Raw genomic sequence first — 18157 nt, forward strand, 5'->3', positions numbered from 1 at the left:
GCAATGGCATTTGTCATCGGTGAAGCATGCATCGACTACACGGACCGATCGTGCATGGAAGAATGCCCCGTGGATTGCATCTACGAGGGTGATCGCAAGCTCTACATCAACCCGAACGAATGCATCGATTGCGGCGCTTGCGAATTGGCCTGCCCGGTGGAGGCGATCACCGTCGACCGGAAAGCAGACCCGGATTTCAAGGAAGACAACAAGCGCTTCTTCCTCGAGGTCTTGCCTACCCGTAGCGAGCCCGTCGGAAATCCGGGTGGTTCGGCAAAGATCGACATCGTCGGCGTCGATACCCCGATGGTTGCGGCGTTCTGATGGCTGGCGGCCTGCAACTCGGATACGTGGATTCGTCTTTCGGGCAATTGCATTACGCGCAGCAAGGTTCGGGTGAGGCGATTCTCCTGCTTCATCAGGCGCCCCGGTCGTGGGACGAGTTCCGCGAGTTCATTCCACTCCTTGCCGACGACTTCCGCGTTGTCGCGATGGACATGCCGGGGTACGGCAACAGTGCTCCGGTGCCCGGCCCGCAGACCATCGAGACCTATGCGCGAGGCGCGTGGGAATTGCTCGACACCCTGGGCGTCGATCGAGTCACGGTCATCGGTCACCACACCGGTGCGGCAGTGGCGCTCGAGATGGCGGCATCACGCCCCGAGAGGGTGCACGCTGCCGTGCTCTCGTCGTGCCCGTGGACCGACCGCAACTACCGCGAGGGGCACTCGGGACCCGGTGGGATCGACTGCGTCGACCGGGCCGCAGACGGTAGCCATCTCACCAGGCTGTGGGAGATGCGTCGCCCCTACTACCCCGAACCAGGCACCGCACTGCTCGACAGGTTCATCCGAGACGCGCTTGCCTACCGGGTAGATCCGGCGGAGGGGCACAAAGCCTGCGCCCGCTACGTCATGGAGGCGAGAGTCGGTTCGGTGACTGCGCCGGTTTTGCTGATCGGCGCGCAGAAGGATCCCTTCTCGATGCCTAACATTGCGCCGTTGCGTGCACACCTAACGGGTGCGGCAGTGGTGGAAACGGAGATCGTCGAATCGGGGACCGTCGCACTCGTCGAGGAGCACGCTCCGCAGATTGCATCCGCCGTCCGCATGTTTCTGGAGAATTACGCAGGTAGGCGCCCCGTGTAAACTCTGCGGGACGGGTTCACTGAGCGGACCGTGTGGCGTGCGTCTCATCGTGTCGTCACCATAGTGTCACTCTCGAAGCACCTGCACCTAACGAGGGCCCCGACCGATCTCGGCCGTTGTGGCACTCGGTCTCGGCAGGCTGTCACAGATCGTTCAGGAGGACACTCATGGCCGCTCCACAACAATCCGTCGGGTTCGGATCCGTACTACCCATCGCGTCGGAAACGACCGCTGCATCGCAGCCTGCAGGTGAACTGTCCTCGGTCCTGGGCAAGGCTCGAATGATCTTGGACGCTTTCGACACCGACCACAGTGACCTGTCTCTGACGGAGCTCACCCGGCGCAGTGGGGTCGCGAAAGCGACGGTTCACCGGTTGGCCGGCGAGCTGGTCGAGTGGGGATTGCTCGAGCGCGCGGGTACCAAGTACCGGCTCGGCCTGCGATTGTTCGAGCTGGGCCAATTGGTGCCGCGTCAGCGGATTCTGCGCGACGCGGCGCTGCCGTACATGGAGGACCTACTGCTGGCGACGCAGGAGACGGTTCACTTTGCGGTTCGTGACGGCATCGACGTCCTCTACATCGAGAAGATCATCGGACACCGCGGGCTCAATCAGCAGTCGCGGGTGGCCGGTCGGCTCCCGCTGTACTGCACCGCCACCGGCAAGATCATCCTTGCCTTCTCCCCGCAATCGGTCTTCGACGAGGTAGTCGAGCAGGGTTTCACCGCCTTGACCAGTCGAACGACGATGTCCGTCAGCGTGCTGCGCCAGCAAACCGAGCGGATGCGTAAGGAACAACTCGCGGTGGAGGTCGAGGAGACACGGCTTGGGTACATGAGCGTCGCAGTGCCGGTGTTCAGCGGCCCGCGCACTCTGGCCGGCGCGTTGTCTGTGACAGCGCCGACGGCTCGCCTCAACGTCAGCCGCATCACCGGGGCCCTGCGCACTGCCGGCGCCGGAATCACCCGAAAACTTCATGCCATGAAGTGCACACATTCGCCGAGCGACCCGCTGGCTCTGCGCACGATCTGCAGTCCGGTGATGTGTTCGTTCAACGGTTGCGGCAAGTAGCGAGGCGCGGTCTATCGCCGGGCGCGGAACACGCTCTTCTCGCAGTCCCAGGTGTGTGGGCCGACGCCCCTCTCACGTAGCACTGCTTTCTGTACCTTGCCGGTTTCGGTGAGTGGCAACGTGTTCACGACGTCGATGTACCGGGGAAGTGCAAAGTACGGCAGCTGTTGCTGGGAGAACTCCAGAATCGAAATGGGTTCGAAAGATACTCCGGGGCGCAGTATTACAGTTGCCATGACGTCGTCCTCGGCCAGATCCGACGGTACCGGGAAGACGGCAACCTGACCGACTGACGGATGCAACGCCAGAACGGTTTCCACTTCGGCCCCGGAAATATTTTCACCGCGGCGCCGAATCACGTCTTTGATGCGATCGACAAATCGGAACCAGCCGTCTGCTTCCCGAATCACCCTGTCACCGGTCTGTATCCAACTCTCCGTCGCCGGAATCTCCTCGCCCAGATAGCCCAGTGAACAGGCGCCGGGGATCGTGCTGCGGACCACCAGTTCGCCGGGCTCCCCGTCTGCGGCAGCAGTACCGTCGTTGACGACTGCGGCGTCGTAGCCACTCATCACCCGCCCCATGTACCCGGCCCGCCGATCTCCCGGAAGTGTGCCGATCACGAGATTGGTTTCGGTACTTCCGAATCCGTCCACGAGTTCTACACCGAATCTCTGGGCAAACGGTTCGATCAGATGAGCCGGCGTTGCGGGGGCAAGTGCCACGTGGACGCTGTGCTGTCGGTCTTGCGGCGATGGGTCCGCGTTCATCAACATGGCCACCATCGCACCCAGCAGGTAGTCGACAGTTGCGCCGATCTCGCGAACTTCGCGCCAATGATTGCGGACCGAAAAGCGTTGTCCCAGGAAAAAAGTAGACCCGGCCCAAAGGGACTGAACAAAGGCATTGAGAGCATTGGTGTGAAACAGCGGCAGGCAGTTGTACAGCACATCGTCCCCGGTGAGCCCGAGTGAGGCGCCGACGCCTTTGCCCCACTGCAGGAACTGCGCGTGCGGGCATCGGACGCCTCGGGGCAGACCGGTGGTGCCGGAGGTGAAGAGTATCGCGGCCAGGTCGAGCGGATCGAGGGTCTCGGGCTCACAGCCCGGATGCGAACCGGCAGTGGGGACGCACTGTTCACCCATGACCCACACGGTGCCGTCGAATCCGGCTACAGCGCCTGAGTATTCGGGTGAAACCAGGATCCGTTGTACACCAGCCTGTTCGAGTGCGCTGGCAACACTGTCGGCTCGGAGGGCCGTATTGAGTGGGACGACAACCGCACCGATCCACGCGCATCCGAGAACAAGGTCTGCCAGTTCGATCCTGTTGCCGGACAGTGCCGCCACGCGCTCCCCACGGCCGACACCGTGATTACGGAGATCCGCCCCCATCGACGCTGCACGATCCCGCAATTCGCGGTAGGTGACCGTGATCCCGTCGACGACGAGCGCCGGGTGCTCCGGACGCTCCAAAGCTCGCCTCCGGATCAAATCCGGAAGCGAGCGCGGATTGGCATGTGCGTCGTGGGGCATGGGTAATTGTATCCCTCAGGGTACGACGACGGCCCGGCCGGCAACCTTGCCCTCACCCATCAACTGCAGTGCCGTTGCGATGTCATCCAGCGGAAACTCCTGCACTGCAACGGAAATCTTGCCTTCGATGAGCAGTCGGATCATTTCAGGTGCCAGTTCGGCTTGCCGGGCAGTCTTGCGAATCATGTTGACGGGCAGGATCCGGACATCGCTGAGCAACCAGTTTGGCAAGTCCAGGGTGAGGCTCTTACCCAAGGTATATCCGATCAGGGCAGCCCGGCCACCGGGGATAACACTCGCCAGAAGGTGCGGCAAGCCGTCGCCGCCAAGCGTGTCGATCACGGCGTCGACGGAAGGCTCGGATCCCAGCACCCCGGCAAGTTCGTCGCCTTGCCCGACGACGGGACGCACACCCTCCGGAAGCAAGGCAGCCTGATCTTCGCGCGGTACAACACCGATTACCTCGGACGCTCCGGCAAGCAGAGCGAACTGTGCTGCCATCGATCCGACAGCGCCGGATGCTCCGGCGACAACAACTCGTTCGCCGGGAGCGACGGCTGCAATGTCGTTGACGGCAACATAGCCGGTTGTGCTGGGCAGGAAGAAGGTTGCGGCGACGGCCGGCGACAGTGCGGGATCAAAGGGTGTGAACGCCTTGTCTGCCGCTACCAGATACTCAGCCCAGCAACCGTTCTTGAACAGGCCGACTCCGCCGCCTCGGACCAGAAGGCGGGTGCCAGGCTCATAGGTGTCGGATTCGATTACCGTCGCCGCTCCGTCTGTTCCACCGATATGTGGCAGGTTCGGCTTGACTCCGAAGTTTCCGCTCGCGACGGTGATGTCGAGATGGCCGAGCGCGGCAGCGTCGATGCGCACGAGCGTCTGACCGGATTCACGTGTGGGAATGTCGATGTCGTCGATGACCGGTGAAGTGCCGAACTGATGGAGTCGGGCCGCGCGCATTGTGTCTCCTAGGAGCGATCTGTGAATGGATGTACTGAATATGAGTGCGGTCAGGACAGGATCGACTGGTCGCGAAGTCCGGCGATCAGTTCGTCGCTGTATCCGAGCACCGACTCGAGGACGTCGTCGGTGTCCGCGCCCAGCACCGGCGCAGCGCGTCGGATCGAGCCGGGTTCGGAGTTCCGGCGAACGGGGATGCCTTCGTGGAGGAATGTTCCGGCGAGGGGGTGTTCCTGTGCCGAATAGAAACTGCGTGCCCGAAGATGTGGATCGCTCTCGACCAGGTCGCGTCCGTCCTGGACGGTGCCGGCCGCGATACCCGCCGATTGCAAGCGTTCCATGACGGTTTCGGGTGACAGAGTCCTGGTCCAGTCGGCGATGGCGTCGTCGATACGTTCGTGATCGGCTTGGCGGCTTTCTGCACTCGCGAAGTCAGGATTGCCGATCCATTTCTCTGCTTCGATGATGCGGCACAATGCATTCCATTCCGTGGTATCGCGAACGGCAATCGAGCACCACCGGTCGCTGCCGAGGCACGGGTACACGCCGTGTGGTGCCAGTTCGTGATGGCTGTTGCCGATCGGATCGGGGGACTGTGACCGGGCGGCTCGGAGAACGCTGGTACCCATGTGCGCTGCCATGGCTTCGAGTTGTGACAGGTCTACGTGCTGTCCCCGGCCGGTCCGGTCGCGGTAGTCGAGGGCTGCCAGCATCGCGACGCCGGCTTGCAGTCCGGCGACGATGTCGCCATGGCCGTAGATGACTCCGACAACGTCATCGGCGTTCCAGCCGGTCAGTGCGGTCAAACCGGTACTTGCCGAAACGATGTCGGCATACGACACCCAGTCCTTGCGAGGACCGGTGTGACCCATCCCGGACATCGACACGTAGATGATGTCCGGGTTGAGCTCCCGGAGTTGTTCGTAGCCGAGCCCCATCTTGTCCATGACCGACGAGCTGAAATTCTCGACCACGACGTCGGAGTTCCTGATCAGGTCGCGCAGTACCGAAAGGCCCTCTGCGGATCGGGTATCGAGTGTGATGCTGCGCTTGTTGCGGTTGACGTCGTTGAAGTACCCGCTGGTGTTCGGATTGTCGTGCGGTCCTCGCGAGAGATGCATGAACGGTGCAAAGCGAGTCGGGTCCGGGCGTCCGATCGATTCGACCTTGATGACATCGGCACCGTGGTCGGCAAGGATTCTGGTGCCGTACGGGCCCGCCAACACCCACGTGAGATCCAGGACGCGGACACCTTCGAGGCTGGGCGTGCTGCCACCGCTGAACTCGTGGGTTTCGTTCACTGCCACAGGCGAGGTGGCCTTCAAGAGTTCCTGATGCTGGCCCAACCGGGCAGCCTCGAGCGTTCCGATGCGCCGGCCTTCGGGGAAAGCGAAGCCGAACCCGAGATCGCGGTAGGTACCGTGATCTCCGGTCACGTCGGTGAAGAAGTCCCGGTCGTTGAGTTGCGGGTTACGCAGCAGTTCTTCGGGCCGGTCGACCGCTGCCCACGGCAACTTGCGTGACTGCGCGCTGACCGCGAATTCTTCCTTCGGCCACTTCGCGATGAAGGCGGACAGAACGTCGAAAATGTGTTCCTGATGCGTCTTTCGGTAGACCGCGTCGGACCACTCCGGTTGATCGAGATCGTCCTGAGCATCGTTGTCGATCAGCCAGGCCAACATGCCGTCCCACATGCGGGGGCTACCGCCGAGGCCGCCACCGACATAACCGTCGGCGGCCTGGAACAGTCCGTGCGGAACGAGCGGATGTACCCGGCCCGGACGCGGTGGTACGCGGTCCTCGTGAATGTAGGCAAGAGTGCCCGCTTCCAGCGCGGCGGCAACACATTCCTGAGCGCTGATCTCCAGCAACGGGTTGTGGCCCTTGGATCGCGAACGCAGTCCGAGAAGCACGCCGATTGCGGCATTGATTCCGGCGAGCTGCTCAGCCTGGAGTTCGGGGAGCAGCAGTGGAGGGTGCTCGGGATCGCCGACCTGGGCCATCATCCCGCCGAGTGCCGCGACGGTCAGATTTGTTGCCTTCCAGTCACTTCGCGGTCCGGTTGTGCCGAAGGGTGTCACTCGTACGTGAACGAGAGATCCTCGGTTGTCGCGTAGAGCGCCGGTCGCGCTGCCGTCGAGCAGGACGTCGGCACTGCGCAGCAGTGCTTCGAAAGCGAGGCGATCGTTGCTGTCGTCGATATCGAGGACAACGGACTTCTTGCCCGCATGCCAATGCAAGTACGAATCACCCTGGGACTCGGTGCGACTGGGGTCACCGGTGGGTGGTTCTACCAGAATGACCTCGAAACCCAGCCCGACCAGGATGCGCCCGGCGAATCGCGCAAACGGACTGGAAATCTCTACGACCCGTACCGGGGGATGCACCACAACTACTCCGTTTCAATCGAAAGATATCGCCGAACCGACTGGTGTCGAACGTAGTTCTGCGGGCCGGTGGGCGACATGATTTCGGTCTGCCCACCGGACCCGTTCTCACTCTCCGCTCAGGCGGCGTTCTGCTCGAACCATCCCGAGAGGAGGACAGCGGACGGATCGATGTCCGCGGAGATCTTGCCCTGCTCGCGGAAGAATGCAACAAGTTCGTTTGCGCGCTCCACGTCGTCCTCGGTGAATCCGCGTCCACCGAAATCGATTTGGGTCACCCGGTCTGCGGCCTCGGCCGGGTCCATCTGGATAGACGCGGCAATTGCGGTTGCAGCCCGATCCGGATCCGAGTTCACGATTGCCGACGCTTCCGAGATCACCTTGAACACCTTGCCTGCGGTTTCTTCGTTCGCGGACAACCAGTTGTCCGAAGCGATGATCCATTGGGCGTACTTGGCGCCGAAGTCGCCGGTCGTGGCAACAACGCGCCCGCCGGTATTGACACTCTGCGTCACCCAGGGGTCGAAGGACAGGAAGCCGTCGATGTCACCGCGCGCCAGCAAAGCAGGCTGTTCGGGCGGGCTTGTGCTCACGAGTGTGACCGTCGTGGGGTCGATGCCGAGACTGGCCAGGTACTGGTTCGTGAAGTAGAGGCCGATGCCGGGGAAGACGCCCATGGTCTTGATCGACTTCGGCTCGACGCCATTCCTCAGTACAACCTGGAAGTATCGGTCGGATTCCTGAAATACGCCCAGCGCCCGCAGGCTCGGATTGGCGGCCATGACGGACAGTGCTGTCGAGTCGGCATTGCCGGAGAGTTCCGAAGTTCCGGCTACGACGTTCTGGGCGCCCGCCGCCCCGCCTTCCGTCTGGATGACCTGGACGTCGAGGCCGGCGGCCTCGAACATGCCCTCGTGGTCGGCCAGGAAAATCGGGGCGTACGACGGGTCTACACCCACCGCGATCCGTACCAGGCCACCACTTTCCGCGGAGTTGTCGGTAGCGGGCCGGGTGCATCCGCTGACCGCGATCGTCAGGGCGGCGAGAGAAGCGACTGCGCCCACCCATTTCTTCTGAAATTTGTTGAGCATGATGGCCTCTCGGTAAATGGGAGCTGTCAGCGTCCCGTGAAGGTGGGGGACCGCTTGTCGAGGAATGACTGAAGTCCCTCAGCAGCGTCGTCCGTCTTGATCAGGTCGAGCACTGCCTCGAATTCGAGATCCAGCGCTTGATCGAGCGGCAACGACATGCCCTCGTCGACAATGCGTTTGATCATTCCGATGGTGGCAGTGGGTTTCGTCGCGAGTTCGCGTGCGAGGTCAGCGCAATGCGCATCGAGGTCGGCGTCCGCAACGACGGTGTCGACCAGGCCGATATCGAGTGCATGCTCGGCGCTGAGGCGCTTGCCTTCGATCATGAGCACTTTGGCTCGGTGAGCGCCGATGAGGCGTGGAAGTCGCTGGCTGCCACCGGCACCCGGAAAAAGCCCAAGTCCGATCTCGGGGAAGCCGATGGTCGCCGACTGCGCCATGATGCGGAAGTCGCAGGCCAACGTCAGTTCTGCTCCGCCGCCGAGTGCGTGCCCGTTGATCTTCGCGACGACAGGTTTGGGAGCCGACTCGAGGATCCGCTGTACGTCGACCCACGGGCGCATCGCGCGCTGAGTTTCTTCCGTCAGCTCGCGCATCACGGTGATGTCCGCACCGGCGACGAAGAACCGTCCAGTGCCCGTCACGACAATGACGCGGACGGTCTGGTCCGACGCGAGTACCGGCAGTATCTCCAGAAGCTCGGCGATCATGCTGGGGTTGAATGCGTTGGCTGGAGGTTTGTCGATAGTCACGGTGGCAATCGAGTCTGTGACGTCGACGGTGACGAAGTTGTAGGTCTGGCCGGTCTGTCTCGTCAAGTGAGCTCCTGTCAGCGGGTTGGCGGGGTAAACCGGTCGAGCCGGGGGATGTGTAGTGGGAAGTATGGTGGGGACCCTCACGCGGCGGTACCGCTCGGGTTCGGTCAGTAGACCAATGCGGATGCTGATCGCGTAGGAACTTTCTTCGCTGTGATCACGGCGATATTTGCTCCTGTGACAGGATTGAGCCCGTGACTTCTGCAGTACCGCCACCGCCCGCGCCCTCCGTCGACAAGCGTCCCGAGTCGATTTTCACCATTGGGACCAGGCTCGAGGACCGGCTCGGACGCACCGGCACCATCCACACACCGCACGGTGATATCGCGACGCCGTCGTTCGTGGCCGTCGGAACCAAGGCCACGGTCAAGGCCGTGCTGCCCGAGTCCATGAAGGAACTCGGTGCGCAGTCGTTGCTCGCCAATGCGTACCACCTGTACTTGCAGCCGGGACCCGACATCGTCGACGAGGCCGGCGGGCTGGGCAAGTTCATGAACTGGGACGGGCCCACCTTCACCGACAGCGGCGGCTTCCAGGTCATGTCGCTTGGTGTCGGGTTCAAGAAGGTGCTCGCGATGGAGGCCGTCGGTGTGCAGTCCGACGACGTCATCGCGAAGGGCAAGGAGCGTCTCGCGACAGTCGACGACGAGGGCGTGACGTTCAAATCGCACCTCGACGGCAGTAAGCATCGCTTCACCCCCGAGGTGTCGATGCAGATTCAGCATCAGCTGGGTGCCGACATCATGTTCGCGTTCGACGAGCTCACCACGTTGCTCAACACCCGCGGCTATCAGGAGCGATCGGTCGAGCGTACGCAGGCCTGGGCGATCCGCTGCATCAACGAGCACGAGAAGCTCACCGCTGAACGCGCTGACAAGCCCTATCAGGCTCTCTTCGGCGTGATTCAAGGCGCGCAATACGAAGATCTACGTCGTCAAGCCTGCCGCGGACTCGAGTCGATCGAAGGCGAGAACGGATACGGCTTCGACGGCTATGGCATCGGCGGCGCCCTCGAGAAGCAGAACCTCGGCACAATTGTGCGTTGGTGTAACGAGGAACTACCCGAGAACAAGCCGCGTCATATGCTCGGCATCAGTGAACCGGACGACTTCTTCGTAGCAATCGAGAACGGCGCGGACACTTTCGACTGCGTCAATCCGTCGCGTGTTGCTCGCAATGCCGCGATCTACGTCCGCTCCGGCCGGTTCAACATCAACACCAGCCGATTCCGTCGTGACTTCACGCCTATCGACGACGAGTGCGACTGCTACACGTGCGCCAATTACACCCGCGCGTATATCCATCACCTGTTCAAGGCGAAGGAAATGCTCGCGTCGACGCTGTGCACGATCCACAACGAGCGATTCACCGTGAAGTTGGTCGACGACATCCGAGCCAGCATCGAAGGCGGATACTTCCACGACTTCAAAGCGGACATGCTCGGAAAGTTCTATGCGGCGAAGACGCCTGCACCTCAGACGTAGGTCGGTTCGCGCTTCTTCACGTAGGCGATGACGCGGTAGGTGATCGGCATGACCAGAACCTCGACAAGCGTCTTCCACAGGAAGCCGACCAGCACGTAGTTGATGAAGTCTTCCCACGTACTGATGCCGATGACACCGGCTGCGATGGAACAGAAGATGAGGGTGTCGGCGAATTCGCCGACGACGGTCGAGCCGATCAGCCGCGCCCACAGGTGCTTCTCCTGCATGCGCTTTTTCATCATGACCAGGACCAGGGAGTTCAGCAGCTGGCCGACGAGGTAGGCGGCCAATCCTGCGACCAGCAGCCGGGGAATGACGCCGACCACGGTTTCGAGGGCGGCCTGGTTCTCGTAGAACTCTGCCGACGGGAGTTGCACAGCGATCCAGAAGCACGCGGCGGCAAGAATCAGTGCGCCGAAGCCCAGGTAGATCGCGCGTCGGGTCGCTTTGAAGCCGTACACCTCGCTGAGTACGTCACCGAGGACGTAGGCAAGCGGGAACAAGAAGAATCCACCATCGGTGATGATGGGCAGAATCTGCAAGGGACCGAGCGAGAAGTCGGAATCCGCAAAGAAGGCGACCCCCTTTGTCGCCGCCACGTTCGAGATCAGCAGCGTTGCGGTGAAGAGCGCGACGATTGTCGGGTAATAACCCCGGCTGACGTGCGCAAATTTGGTTTCGTGGGTCGATTCGTCTTGCTGATCCTGAGCTGTCACGTCCGTCATCCAAGCACCACAAGGCGCTCGGATGCGAGTTGGCGACCGTCCAGTTGCGCAGAACACACCGAAGGCCCTGCGGTTCCACGTGGAACCGCAGGGCCTTCGGTGATGCAAACGAACTGATCAGGCAGCTACATGGCCGCCGGTCAGCACGCGGTATGCGTAGGTACTGGCGATCAGCGCGACGGGCGCCGTCACGAGAAGACCGATTCCGCACAGCAGTGCGCCGATGATGTTGATACCGATCAGAGCGAGCGCCAGCAGGATCAACGTTCCGACGTTCGACGAGGTCAACGCGTAGCTCGATTTGATGCCCGAAATCGCATCCTGATTCTTGTCCACGATGAAGGTCAGCGTGTAGTAGAGCAGGAACGCCGCGATGATGCCGGGAATGATGCACAGAACCAAACCGACATAGGTGGCGACGGCGACAAGGAAACCGCCGAGAACAACTGCACCGATGTTCGTGAATTGGAAGAAGGTGCCGAAAGCCGGCTTGATTCCGTCCAATTCGCTCAACGCTCCACGAAGGAATGCGGCTTGGATGATGTAGCCGACGATTGCGGTGACCAATCCACCCACGATCGACAGCGCGCTGAATTCGGTATTGGTGTAGTCGAAGCCGTTGAAAGCACCCTGGATGAGTCCGGCGATCAGAAAAGCGATGATCGAGATCCCGATCCAGACCAGTGCGTTGTCCTTGAACTTGTTCCAGCCGTAGGAAATTGCCGCACCCACAGAAAGCTGGGGGGCGCCGAAGCCTGCGCCGTAGTCATTCGGGGGCGGAGGCGGGAAGTTGCCACCACCGGGAGGAGGCGGGTACCCACCGGGAGGCGGGTAGTTTCCGCCGGGAGGGGGATAGCTTCCACCCTGCGGGGGTGGAGGGAAGTTGCCCTGTGGGGGCGGCGGGTAGCCGCCGGGCGGGGGATAACTTCCACCCTGCGGAGGACCGGCCGGTGGAGGATAACTCCCCGGAGGGGGTGTTCCCTGCTGGCCGTACGGATCCTGGGGTGGGAATTGCTTCCCGTCTTCTGGGTTCTGGTTGGGGTCTTGCCCACCGGTTGTCATATATGTCTACCTAACCCTTGACTACCTGAGTCCCACCAGCGAGCTCGTCATGCTTGCCCTGCTTGGTGGGGCTGTTGTTGATCGTGACCGCGATGACGATGTACGCAACGAGCGAGAGAAGTCCTCCGATGATCGGAATGATCGACAAGAGGTTGAATGCGTTGCGAATTGCGGACTGCTGCGGAGTGGGAAGGCCCGCGCCTCCCGGGGCCTTCACCGACAGCCCAAGGAGCTTCTTGCCTGGGGTCCAACCTTGTGTGACCTCGAACCCAACGAAATATGCGAATGTCAGAAGGGCAGTCAACAGGCCTGTTATCCAGTATCCCGAGTCGACGAAGATGATCAGGAGCCCGACCACTAGGCCGAGAATGATGTAGTCGATAAGGCGAGCGCCGAATCGAATACCCAGTCCACCGGCTTCGGCGCCAGAGGGCAGTCGATTTCCTCCGCCGTACGCACCTTGGTCGTTGAACTGCGGAGGCGGCGGGAAGTTGCCGCCCTGCGGAGGCGGCGGGTATCCACCGGGCGGCGGGTAGTTGCCACCCTGAGGGGGCGGGAAGTTCCCGCCCTGTGGAGGAGGCGGGTAGCTACCGCCCTGCGGGGGGCCTGCGGGAGGTGGGTAACTTCCGGGAGGAGGTGTTCCCTGCTGGCCATATGGATCCTGGGGTGGGAATTGCTTCCCTCCTTCTGGATTCTGGTTGGGGTCGTACCCGCCGGTTGTCATGTGTTCCCCTCAGTCGTAAATATCGCGCTCGAGTGTGACAGTGGATATGACCCTACTGGGATCAAAGAGCGATGTGGATGACATCTGCTCACTTGGATTCGGAGGTCACCTGTGGTTTAGGCTGCGTTGTATGACGAGTTCTGGGGGCAACAACGACGATTCTTCGAGCGATTACCAGGCAAAACCTGGATACGGAGAATTTCCGAGCCTGCCGCCCGAGGGGTACGGCGTGTCCCCGTCCGAAACGCAGTCTTCACCTGAAGTTCCCGGATATACCACTCCCAACGAGCAGTACCCGGGTTATCCGCCGCCGTCGTACAACCCAACCGGTAATACGCCTCAGCCGGGTGGAATTGGTGAACCCAATCCATACCTGCCGCCGCAGAATTTCGGACCGCCGAATCAATATCAGCCGAATCAATATCAGCAACCCGGACAATACGGACAAGCTCAATACGGACAGCCCCAATACGGTCAACCGCCGAATGCGTACGGTCAACCGAACCAATTCGCTGGTGGATACATCCCGCCGATGCAGCCAGTCGGCACCAATGGTCTCGCAATTGCGTCGTTGGTGGTATCGCTTGCAGGCGGTTGTTTCTACAGTCTCGGCGGAATCATCGGAATCATTTTGGGAATCGTCGCGCTCAATCAGATCAAGCAGACAGGTCAAGAGGGACGCGGGCTTGCGATAGCCGGAATTGCGGTCGGAGCAACCTTCTTGGCCATTTTTGCCGTGATTCTCGTGGTCGCACTCATAGCGAGCGCATCGTCGTCGTACTGAAGTTTGGCGTCGTACTGAAGTGGCTGGCGCTCACACGGGAGTGACTATGGACGACGCAGGAAGCGGCTTCCCGAAGTAATAGCCCTGGCCCATGTCGCAGCCGGCTCGCAAGACGTTGGCTGCGTGTTCCGCGGTTTCGACGCCCTCGGCGATCGAATCAAGCCCGAGTTTCCGAGCGATGTCGGCGATTGACTCCATGACCATGAAGGCGCGGTCTCCAGCACGACCCGCTGCGCTGACGGCCCAGGTCAAGGATTGGTCGATCTTGAGAATGTCGAGCGGCAATTCCGACAACGCGGAGAAAGACGCGAAGCCCGCCCCGAAATCATCCAGCGCGATTCGAATTCCCTCGTTATGCAAGACGTGAAGGGTCTCGGCGGCATGCCGACCCACGACGCCGAGTTCGGTGACTTCCACGATGATTCTGCTCAGTGGGGTTTCTGAACTGTCCAGCGCTCCGAGGATCTCGTGAGCGGCGTGCGGGGTAGCGAGTTGGCGAGGTGAAAAGTTGACCGCGACCATCATGTGCTCAGGCCACGACGCTGTTTGGGCACAGATCATGTCCAGAGCCTGCAGCCCGATGGGAATGATGAGCCCAGAGGATTCGGCGGAGCGCATGAAATCTTGGGGTTCGATCAACCCTCGAAGCGGATGGCGCCACCGCAGAAGTGCTTCATAGCTGATAATTGCTGACGAGTTCAGATTGACCTGGGGTTGATACAACACCTCGAATTGATGGTCGTCGAGTGCCTCGCGAAGCTCGCGGACCATGCGTATTCCTTTTCGTCCTGAGTCGCCCGTGCCGCACGTGCGTGTCAGCGTGGATGCTGCAAGTGGGTACTGCGGTCGGATCCCAGGTTCAGATCCCGGGCGTAGTTTTGCAGGGACTACTCGCCCTGAATTTCCTTCGCCAGTCTTGACCGTACTTCACTAATCTAGAATTGCCAACGAATAGCTATTGCGGACGGCTTTGTCATATCGGACAATCGAGCTTTTGTCCCGACGAGGTGTCGATTGAAACTTCACTTACTTCGCCGGGAAAATCCACGGGGTTCGGGGGATCTTGCGAGAGTCGAATCGATCCGCCAATTGGGGCGGTGTGACAACTTCGCCGGGTTCAGCGAGACCGATGCTCGACGCGATCATTGTCAGGACCTGTTCGGCACTGCGTCCGGCCTCGAGTTGATCGGCCAGAGTCACTGCGCCGTCGCGCTTCGCGAGTCGTTTGCCTTCACTGTTCAACGCGAGAGGAACGTGGGCGTACGACGGCGGTTCGATGTCGAGCAGTTGAGCAAGGTGCGCCTGACGCGGTGCCGAGGTCAGGAGGTCGTCGCCGCGGACCACTTGATCGATGTTCTGCGCACCGTCGTCGACGACAACGGCGAGGTTGTAGGCGGGTACGCCGTCTCCGCGGAGCAGGACGACGTCGTCGACTTGCCCCGTCACCTCGCCGAACAGTTCGTCGTGCACGGTGAACGAATCGATGTCGGCCCGTAGCCTCAGCGCGGGGGATCGGCCGCTTGCCGATTTCTCGGCGCGTTCGGCCTTCGACAGGTTCCGGCACGTGCCGGGGTAGGCGCCGTCTGGAGCATGGGGAGCGGACGGTGCCTGCAGGATCTCCTTGCGTGTGCAGAAGCAGGGATAGGTCAGGTGGCGCTCGCGTAGTAGCTCGATAGCGTTGTGGTACAAGGGAAGACGGTGCGATTGTAAGACGACTGGGCCGTCCCATGTGAGGCCGAGCCTGCGCAGATCGTCGAGTTGTCGCTCCATCGAGCCGGGTCGGACACGGTCGAGATCCTCGACGCGAATGAGGAAGTCGCGCCCGCTGGTGCGGGCGAACAGCCAGGCCAAGAGGGCGGTACGGAGGTTTCCCAGATGGAGATCGCCGGACGGGCTCGGCGCGAAGCGTCCTGCTCCTGCCACGTCAGCTGGCGAGCCCGACGGAGGCGAGCGGGTTCTCGGCGTCGTGCAGGGTGAGGCGGATCTGGGTTTCCAAAGCGTGATCGAGGTACTGCGGCGGATACATGGCGGGGCTTCCGAGTGCGTCGAGGGCCAATCCATTGACGGTTGAAAGTAGAAGTGCCGCTCTGGTTTCCGCTTCCGGAGTTCCGATCCCGATCAGAACTGTCGAGATGCCGGTGCGGATTGTGAACAGGGTTGTCCGGCGGATTTCGGAGAGTGACTCACTGGTTGCGGCGCGCACGGCAAACGCGGCGAGCACATGCGCCTCACGCGTGCGTTGCTCGTCGAGGGGCAGGAGTTGCGAGAGCGCCTGGAACAGGGCGGTATGCGGGTCCGCGTCGGCGGACGATTCGGCCAGTCTGGTCAACAATCGATCGACGAGTGTTCGCAGTGCGAATGCGAACATCTCGTCCTTGGTCGAGAAATGATGTTGCACTGCGCCGATCGAGACACCCGCCCGTTTTGCGACCTCGCGAACGCTGGCATTTTCCAGTCCGGATTCCGCGGCGACATCGAACAATGCCGCCGCAAGCAGGTCTGGACTCGTGGAGGATTTTCGGCGTTCCGGCATACCGCGACATTACATGTGTATGGAAGTAATGCCCACGTCAGGGGTGCTTTTTCACGCCTTCCGGCCGAGGAAGGCAAGGAGTTTCGTCGCTTTGTCAGCGTTGTCCGGAACCTGTATTTCCGGGCCGCACACACCGCTCATGCGGATCGACTCGCCGAGGCCCGCGGCTTTCTCCGACACCCACTCCACGTCCGTGTCACGCATCGTCGTATCGGTGCCGGTCGCGGCTGCGAGATCCCAACCGTGGATGACCAGATCGAAACACAAGAACCCCTCGACCGTGGCCCCGAGGTTGGTCCGGCCGAAGTGCCCGTCGTATTCGAGGGTGGACTTTGCCGGATCGTCCAGAATGGCCTGCATCGAATCTCGGACGGCCGCCCAGGCTGCCGACGGGTCGTCGTCGACCGACGGACCGGGTGCCAATTCCAGGCCGACTACCTTGACCATGTCTCGTTCGCTGTCGAGCACGTGTCTCACCACGTCGCGGGCGGTCCAGCCCTCGCAGGGGGAATCGTTGTCCCAGCGGTCGGCGGGTACGGCGTCGATCCGCGCCGTGAATCCGGCGGCCAGATCCCGATAACGCTGGGCGGGGGAGATCTCTGTTGAAGTCATGACAGCAATCCTTCTCCACCGCGGCGCGTCATGATTGATTATTTCGGACATTCACTCGATCTCCGGGGCTTCCGCCCAGATGTCCATCGGTACGACCCCGGCGCTCTTGCCTTCGTCATCGAGAAGTCGGCCCACCCTCTTCATCGATCGCAGCACCACTGACCTGTTCAGCACCACCAGGCCCGGTGCCTCTTGTGCGAGTTGTACTTCGGTAATGGGAGTTTCGCGAAGGGAGTGTGCGGCGATCGCGAGCAGTGTGTTGGCGCGTCCACCGGATATCCGCATGCACACTCGTGTTCCAGGCACTCGCTCCACCAGAGCACGAATCGTCGACCGGTCCGTGGGATCGACATATCCCCACACCCAGGTCACGAGGGGCCAGCCGGACAGCGGTAGAGACACGTCGCAGCGGAACACGATTTGGTTGCGCGACGTCAGTTCGGCAAGTCGCCGCCTGACCGTACTTTCGCTCAGGCCGGTACCGACCGTGAGCTCTGCAATCGAGGATCGACCGTCCTCGCCCAGCTTCAATATCAATTGGCGGTCGACCGCGTCGAAAGTCTTCCCGTGATGGCGCTGATCCGTCGGAGCATATTTGTAGCGCACAGGCCGGTCTGTCATCACCGCCCGCTGCGTGGCATCGAGTACCTGCAATTTCCAGTCGTCTCCGATCGCAAAGACCTCGGTGACGAGGTGCGCACGCGAACTGACGATCCCGGGCACCGACGCGAGTGAGCGAAGCAGGAAACGCGACAGGAAAGCCATGTCTCTGACCTCGACGAGAAGAGTCAAGTCGCCTGGGCCGCTTGTGTGTTCGACGCTCAGAACCTGCGGCCAGCGGGCAAGACGTTCCGCAATCGCCAAGGCGTTCGAAGTCGTACAGTCGACTTCCACGAAAGCCAGACACGATTCCGGGCGGCCGTGGCCGGTTGCCCTCGCGGAGACCCAGGCGGTGCCGGAGTCCTGTAGCCGCTGCCAGCGGCGCGCGACGGTAACCGGATCGACTTTGAGCGCGTCACCAATCGTGCGCCACGACGCTCGCGGGTCGAGTTGCAGGCAATTGATCAGGGCGAGGTCGACGTCGTCGAGCACGGCGGAATCCTGCGTTTCTTCGATCATGATGCAAGTATCGTGCATCTTCTTTGTGTCTGGGATCACTTCATTCATGCTCGAAGGGCAGAACGCGGTGGCAAGTGCCCACTGTGTTCGTGCTGTGAAAGGAGA

The 18157-nt window shown here is 61.6% G+C and carries 18 protein-coding genes; 5 read left to right on the forward strand and 13 right to left on the reverse strand.

Annotation, left to right across the window (positions count from 1 at the left end; all coding sequences use genetic code 11):
- Positions 1–3: 3 nt before the first annotated feature.
- The 3 genes from FEZ59_RS07465 to FEZ59_RS07475 all read left to right on the forward strand — a co-directional run bounded on the left by FEZ59_RS07465 (position 4) and on the right by FEZ59_RS07475 (position 2218).
- Positions 4–324 (forward strand): ferredoxin family protein, encoded by a 321-nt coding sequence (locus tag FEZ59_RS07465; RefSeq protein ID WP_007731605.1) that lies wholly within the window; start codon positions 4–6, stop codon positions 322–324.
- The gene (locus FEZ59_RS07470; RefSeq protein ID WP_007731603.1) at positions 324–1148 is read left to right on the forward strand and encodes an alpha/beta hydrolase; all 825 of its coding nucleotides are present in this window, start codon (positions 324–326) and stop codon (positions 1146–1148) included. Before FEZ59_RS07465 ends, FEZ59_RS07470 begins: the two co-directional genes overlap by 1 nt.
- A 167-nt stretch (positions 1149–1315) precedes the next feature.
- A complete protein-coding gene (locus FEZ59_RS07475; RefSeq protein WP_007731601.1) occupies positions 1316–2218 on the forward strand; it encodes an IclR family transcriptional regulator in 903 nt (300 codons plus the stop codon).
- Between the two features lie 11 nt (positions 2219–2229).
- Here the strand turns inward: FEZ59_RS07475 and FEZ59_RS07480 are convergent, their stop codons facing one another.
- The 5 genes from FEZ59_RS07480 to FEZ59_RS07500 all read right to left on the reverse strand — a co-directional run bounded on the left by FEZ59_RS07480 (position 2230) and on the right by FEZ59_RS07500 (position 9012).
- The gene (locus tag FEZ59_RS07480) at positions 2230–3753 is read right to left on the reverse strand and encodes an AMP-binding protein (protein WP_172932477.1); all 1524 of its coding nucleotides are present in this window, start codon (positions 3751–3753) and stop codon (positions 2230–2232) included.
- A 15-nt stretch (positions 3754–3768) separates the two neighbouring features.
- Positions 3769–4716, reverse strand: a complete 948-nt coding sequence (locus FEZ59_RS07485) for a zinc-binding alcohol dehydrogenase family protein (protein ID WP_021332885.1) — start codon at positions 4714–4716, stop codon at positions 3769–3771.
- A 50-nt stretch (positions 4717–4766) separates the two neighbouring features.
- Positions 4767–7103, reverse strand: a complete 2337-nt coding sequence (locus FEZ59_RS30400) for a CoA transferase (RefSeq protein ID WP_230359430.1) — start codon at positions 7101–7103, stop codon at positions 4767–4769.
- 119 nt (positions 7104–7222) lie between these two features.
- Complete coding sequence (locus tag FEZ59_RS07495; RefSeq protein ID WP_007731596.1) at positions 7223–8194, reverse strand: ABC transporter substrate-binding protein; 972 nt, start codon at positions 8192–8194, stop codon at positions 7223–7225.
- 26 nt (positions 8195–8220) lie between these two features.
- A complete protein-coding gene (locus FEZ59_RS07500; protein WP_020723626.1) occupies positions 8221–9012 on the reverse strand; it encodes an enoyl-CoA hydratase-related protein in 792 nt (263 codons plus the stop codon).
- A 191-nt stretch (positions 9013–9203) separates the two neighbouring features.
- Here FEZ59_RS07500 and tgt point away from each other — a divergent pair, with 191 nt between their 5' ends.
- Positions 9204–10493 carry a tRNA guanosine(34) transglycosylase Tgt gene (gene tgt / locus FEZ59_RS07505; RefSeq protein WP_134998559.1) on the forward strand — a complete coding sequence of 430 codons (1290 nt, stop codon included), beginning with the start codon at positions 9204–9206 and terminating at the stop codon, positions 10491–10493.
- Here tgt and FEZ59_RS07510 read toward each other — a convergent pair.
- The 3 genes from FEZ59_RS07510 to FEZ59_RS29995 form a co-directional block, all read right to left on the reverse strand.
- Positions 10484–11218: a queuosine precursor transporter gene (locus FEZ59_RS07510; RefSeq protein WP_019746509.1), complete on the reverse strand. Its 735-nt coding sequence runs from the start codon at positions 11216–11218 to the stop codon at positions 10484–10486. The genes tgt and FEZ59_RS07510 overlap by 10 nt on opposite strands.
- Before the next feature lie 117 nt (positions 11219–11335).
- Positions 11336–12280 (reverse strand): hypothetical protein, encoded by a 945-nt coding sequence (locus FEZ59_RS29990; RefSeq protein ID WP_229757068.1) that lies wholly within the window; start codon positions 12278–12280, stop codon positions 11336–11338.
- 10 nt (positions 12281–12290) lie between these two features.
- Entirely contained in the window at positions 12291–12716 is a 426-nt protein-coding gene (locus tag FEZ59_RS29995; RefSeq protein ID WP_228117866.1) for an RDD family protein, read from the reverse strand.
- 418 nt (positions 12717–13134) lie between these two features.
- On the opposite strand from FEZ59_RS29995, the gene FEZ59_RS07525 reads away from it, so the two are divergent.
- Positions 13135–13788, forward strand: coding sequence for a DUF4190 domain-containing protein (locus tag FEZ59_RS07525; RefSeq protein WP_020968190.1), 654 nt, complete (start codon positions 13135–13137; stop codon positions 13786–13788).
- A 30-nt stretch (positions 13789–13818) separates the two neighbouring features.
- On the opposite strand, the gene FEZ59_RS07530 is transcribed toward FEZ59_RS07525, so the two are convergent.
- The 5 genes from FEZ59_RS07530 to FEZ59_RS07550 form a co-directional block, all read right to left on the reverse strand.
- Positions 13819–14559 carry an EAL domain-containing protein gene (locus tag FEZ59_RS07530; RefSeq protein WP_134998558.1) on the reverse strand — a complete coding sequence of 247 codons (741 nt, stop codon included), beginning with the start codon at positions 14557–14559 and terminating at the stop codon, positions 13819–13821.
- Positions 14560–14814: 255 nt separating this feature from the next.
- Complete coding sequence (gene gluQRS / locus FEZ59_RS07535; protein ID WP_172932478.1) at positions 14815–15711, reverse strand: tRNA glutamyl-Q(34) synthetase GluQRS; 897 nt, start codon at positions 15709–15711, stop codon at positions 14815–14817.
- Between the two features lies 1 nt (position 15712).
- Positions 15713–16321, reverse strand: coding sequence for a TetR/AcrR family transcriptional regulator (locus FEZ59_RS07540; protein ID WP_019746515.1), 609 nt, complete (start codon positions 16319–16321; stop codon positions 15713–15715).
- Positions 16322–16372: 51 nt separating this feature from the next.
- Positions 16373–16933: a TIGR03086 family metal-binding protein gene (locus tag FEZ59_RS07545; protein ID WP_134998557.1), complete on the reverse strand. Its 561-nt coding sequence runs from the start codon at positions 16931–16933 to the stop codon at positions 16373–16375.
- 51 nt (positions 16934–16984) lie between these two features.
- Complete coding sequence (locus FEZ59_RS07550; protein ID WP_047888106.1) at positions 16985–18052, reverse strand: Lrp/AsnC family transcriptional regulator; 1068 nt, start codon at positions 18050–18052, stop codon at positions 16985–16987.
- Between the last annotated feature and the right edge of the window lie 105 nt (positions 18053–18157).

It is taken from the genome of Rhodococcus sp. MS13 (genome assembly GCF_013277835.1).
Classification (GTDB): domain Bacteria; phylum Actinomycetota; class Actinomycetes; order Mycobacteriales; family Mycobacteriaceae; genus Rhodococcus_F; species Rhodococcus_F erythropolis.

Bases quoted from the DNA above. Each gene is read 5' to 3' on its own strand.
- FEZ59_RS07465 (WP_007731605.1), top strand. From the start codon at position 4: ATGGCATTTGTCATCGGTGAAGCATGCATCGACTACACGGACCGATCG.
- FEZ59_RS07470 (WP_007731603.1), top strand. From the start codon at position 324: ATGGCTGGCGGCCTGCAACTCGGATACGTGGATTCGTCTTTCGGGCAA.
- FEZ59_RS07475 (WP_007731601.1), top strand. From the start codon at position 1,316: ATGGCCGCTCCACAACAATCCGTCGGGTTCGGATCCGTACTACCCATC.
- FEZ59_RS07480 (WP_172932477.1), bottom strand. From the start codon at position 3,753: ATGCCCCACGACGCACATGCCAATCCGCGCTCGCTTCCGGATTTGATC.
- FEZ59_RS07485 (WP_021332885.1), bottom strand. From the start codon at position 4,716: ATGCGCGCGGCCCGACTCCATCAGTTCGGCACTTCACCGGTCATCGAC.
- FEZ59_RS07495 (WP_007731596.1), bottom strand. From the start codon at position 8,194: ATGCTCAACAAATTTCAGAAGAAATGGGTGGGCGCAGTCGCTTCTCTC.
- FEZ59_RS07510 (WP_019746509.1), bottom strand. From the start codon at position 11,218: ATGACGGACGTGACAGCTCAGGATCAGCAAGACGAATCGACCCACGAA.
- FEZ59_RS29990 (WP_229757068.1), bottom strand. From the start codon at position 12,280: ATGACAACCGGTGGGCAAGACCCCAACCAGAACCCAGAAGACGGGAAG.
- FEZ59_RS07525 (WP_020968190.1), top strand. From the start codon at position 13,135: ATGACGAGTTCTGGGGGCAACAACGACGATTCTTCGAGCGATTACCAG.
- FEZ59_RS07530 (WP_134998558.1), bottom strand. From the start codon at position 14,559: ATGGTCCGCGAGCTTCGCGAGGCACTCGACGACCATCAATTCGAGGTG.
- FEZ59_RS07540 (WP_019746515.1), bottom strand. From the start codon at position 16,321: ATGCCGGAACGCCGAAAATCCTCCACGAGTCCAGACCTGCTTGCGGCG.
- FEZ59_RS07545 (WP_134998557.1), bottom strand. From the start codon at position 16,933: ATGACTTCAACAGAGATCTCCCCCGCCCAGCGTTATCGGGATCTGGCC.
- FEZ59_RS07550 (WP_047888106.1), bottom strand. From the start codon at position 18,052: ATGATCGAAGAAACGCAGGATTCCGCCGTGCTCGACGACGTCGACCTC.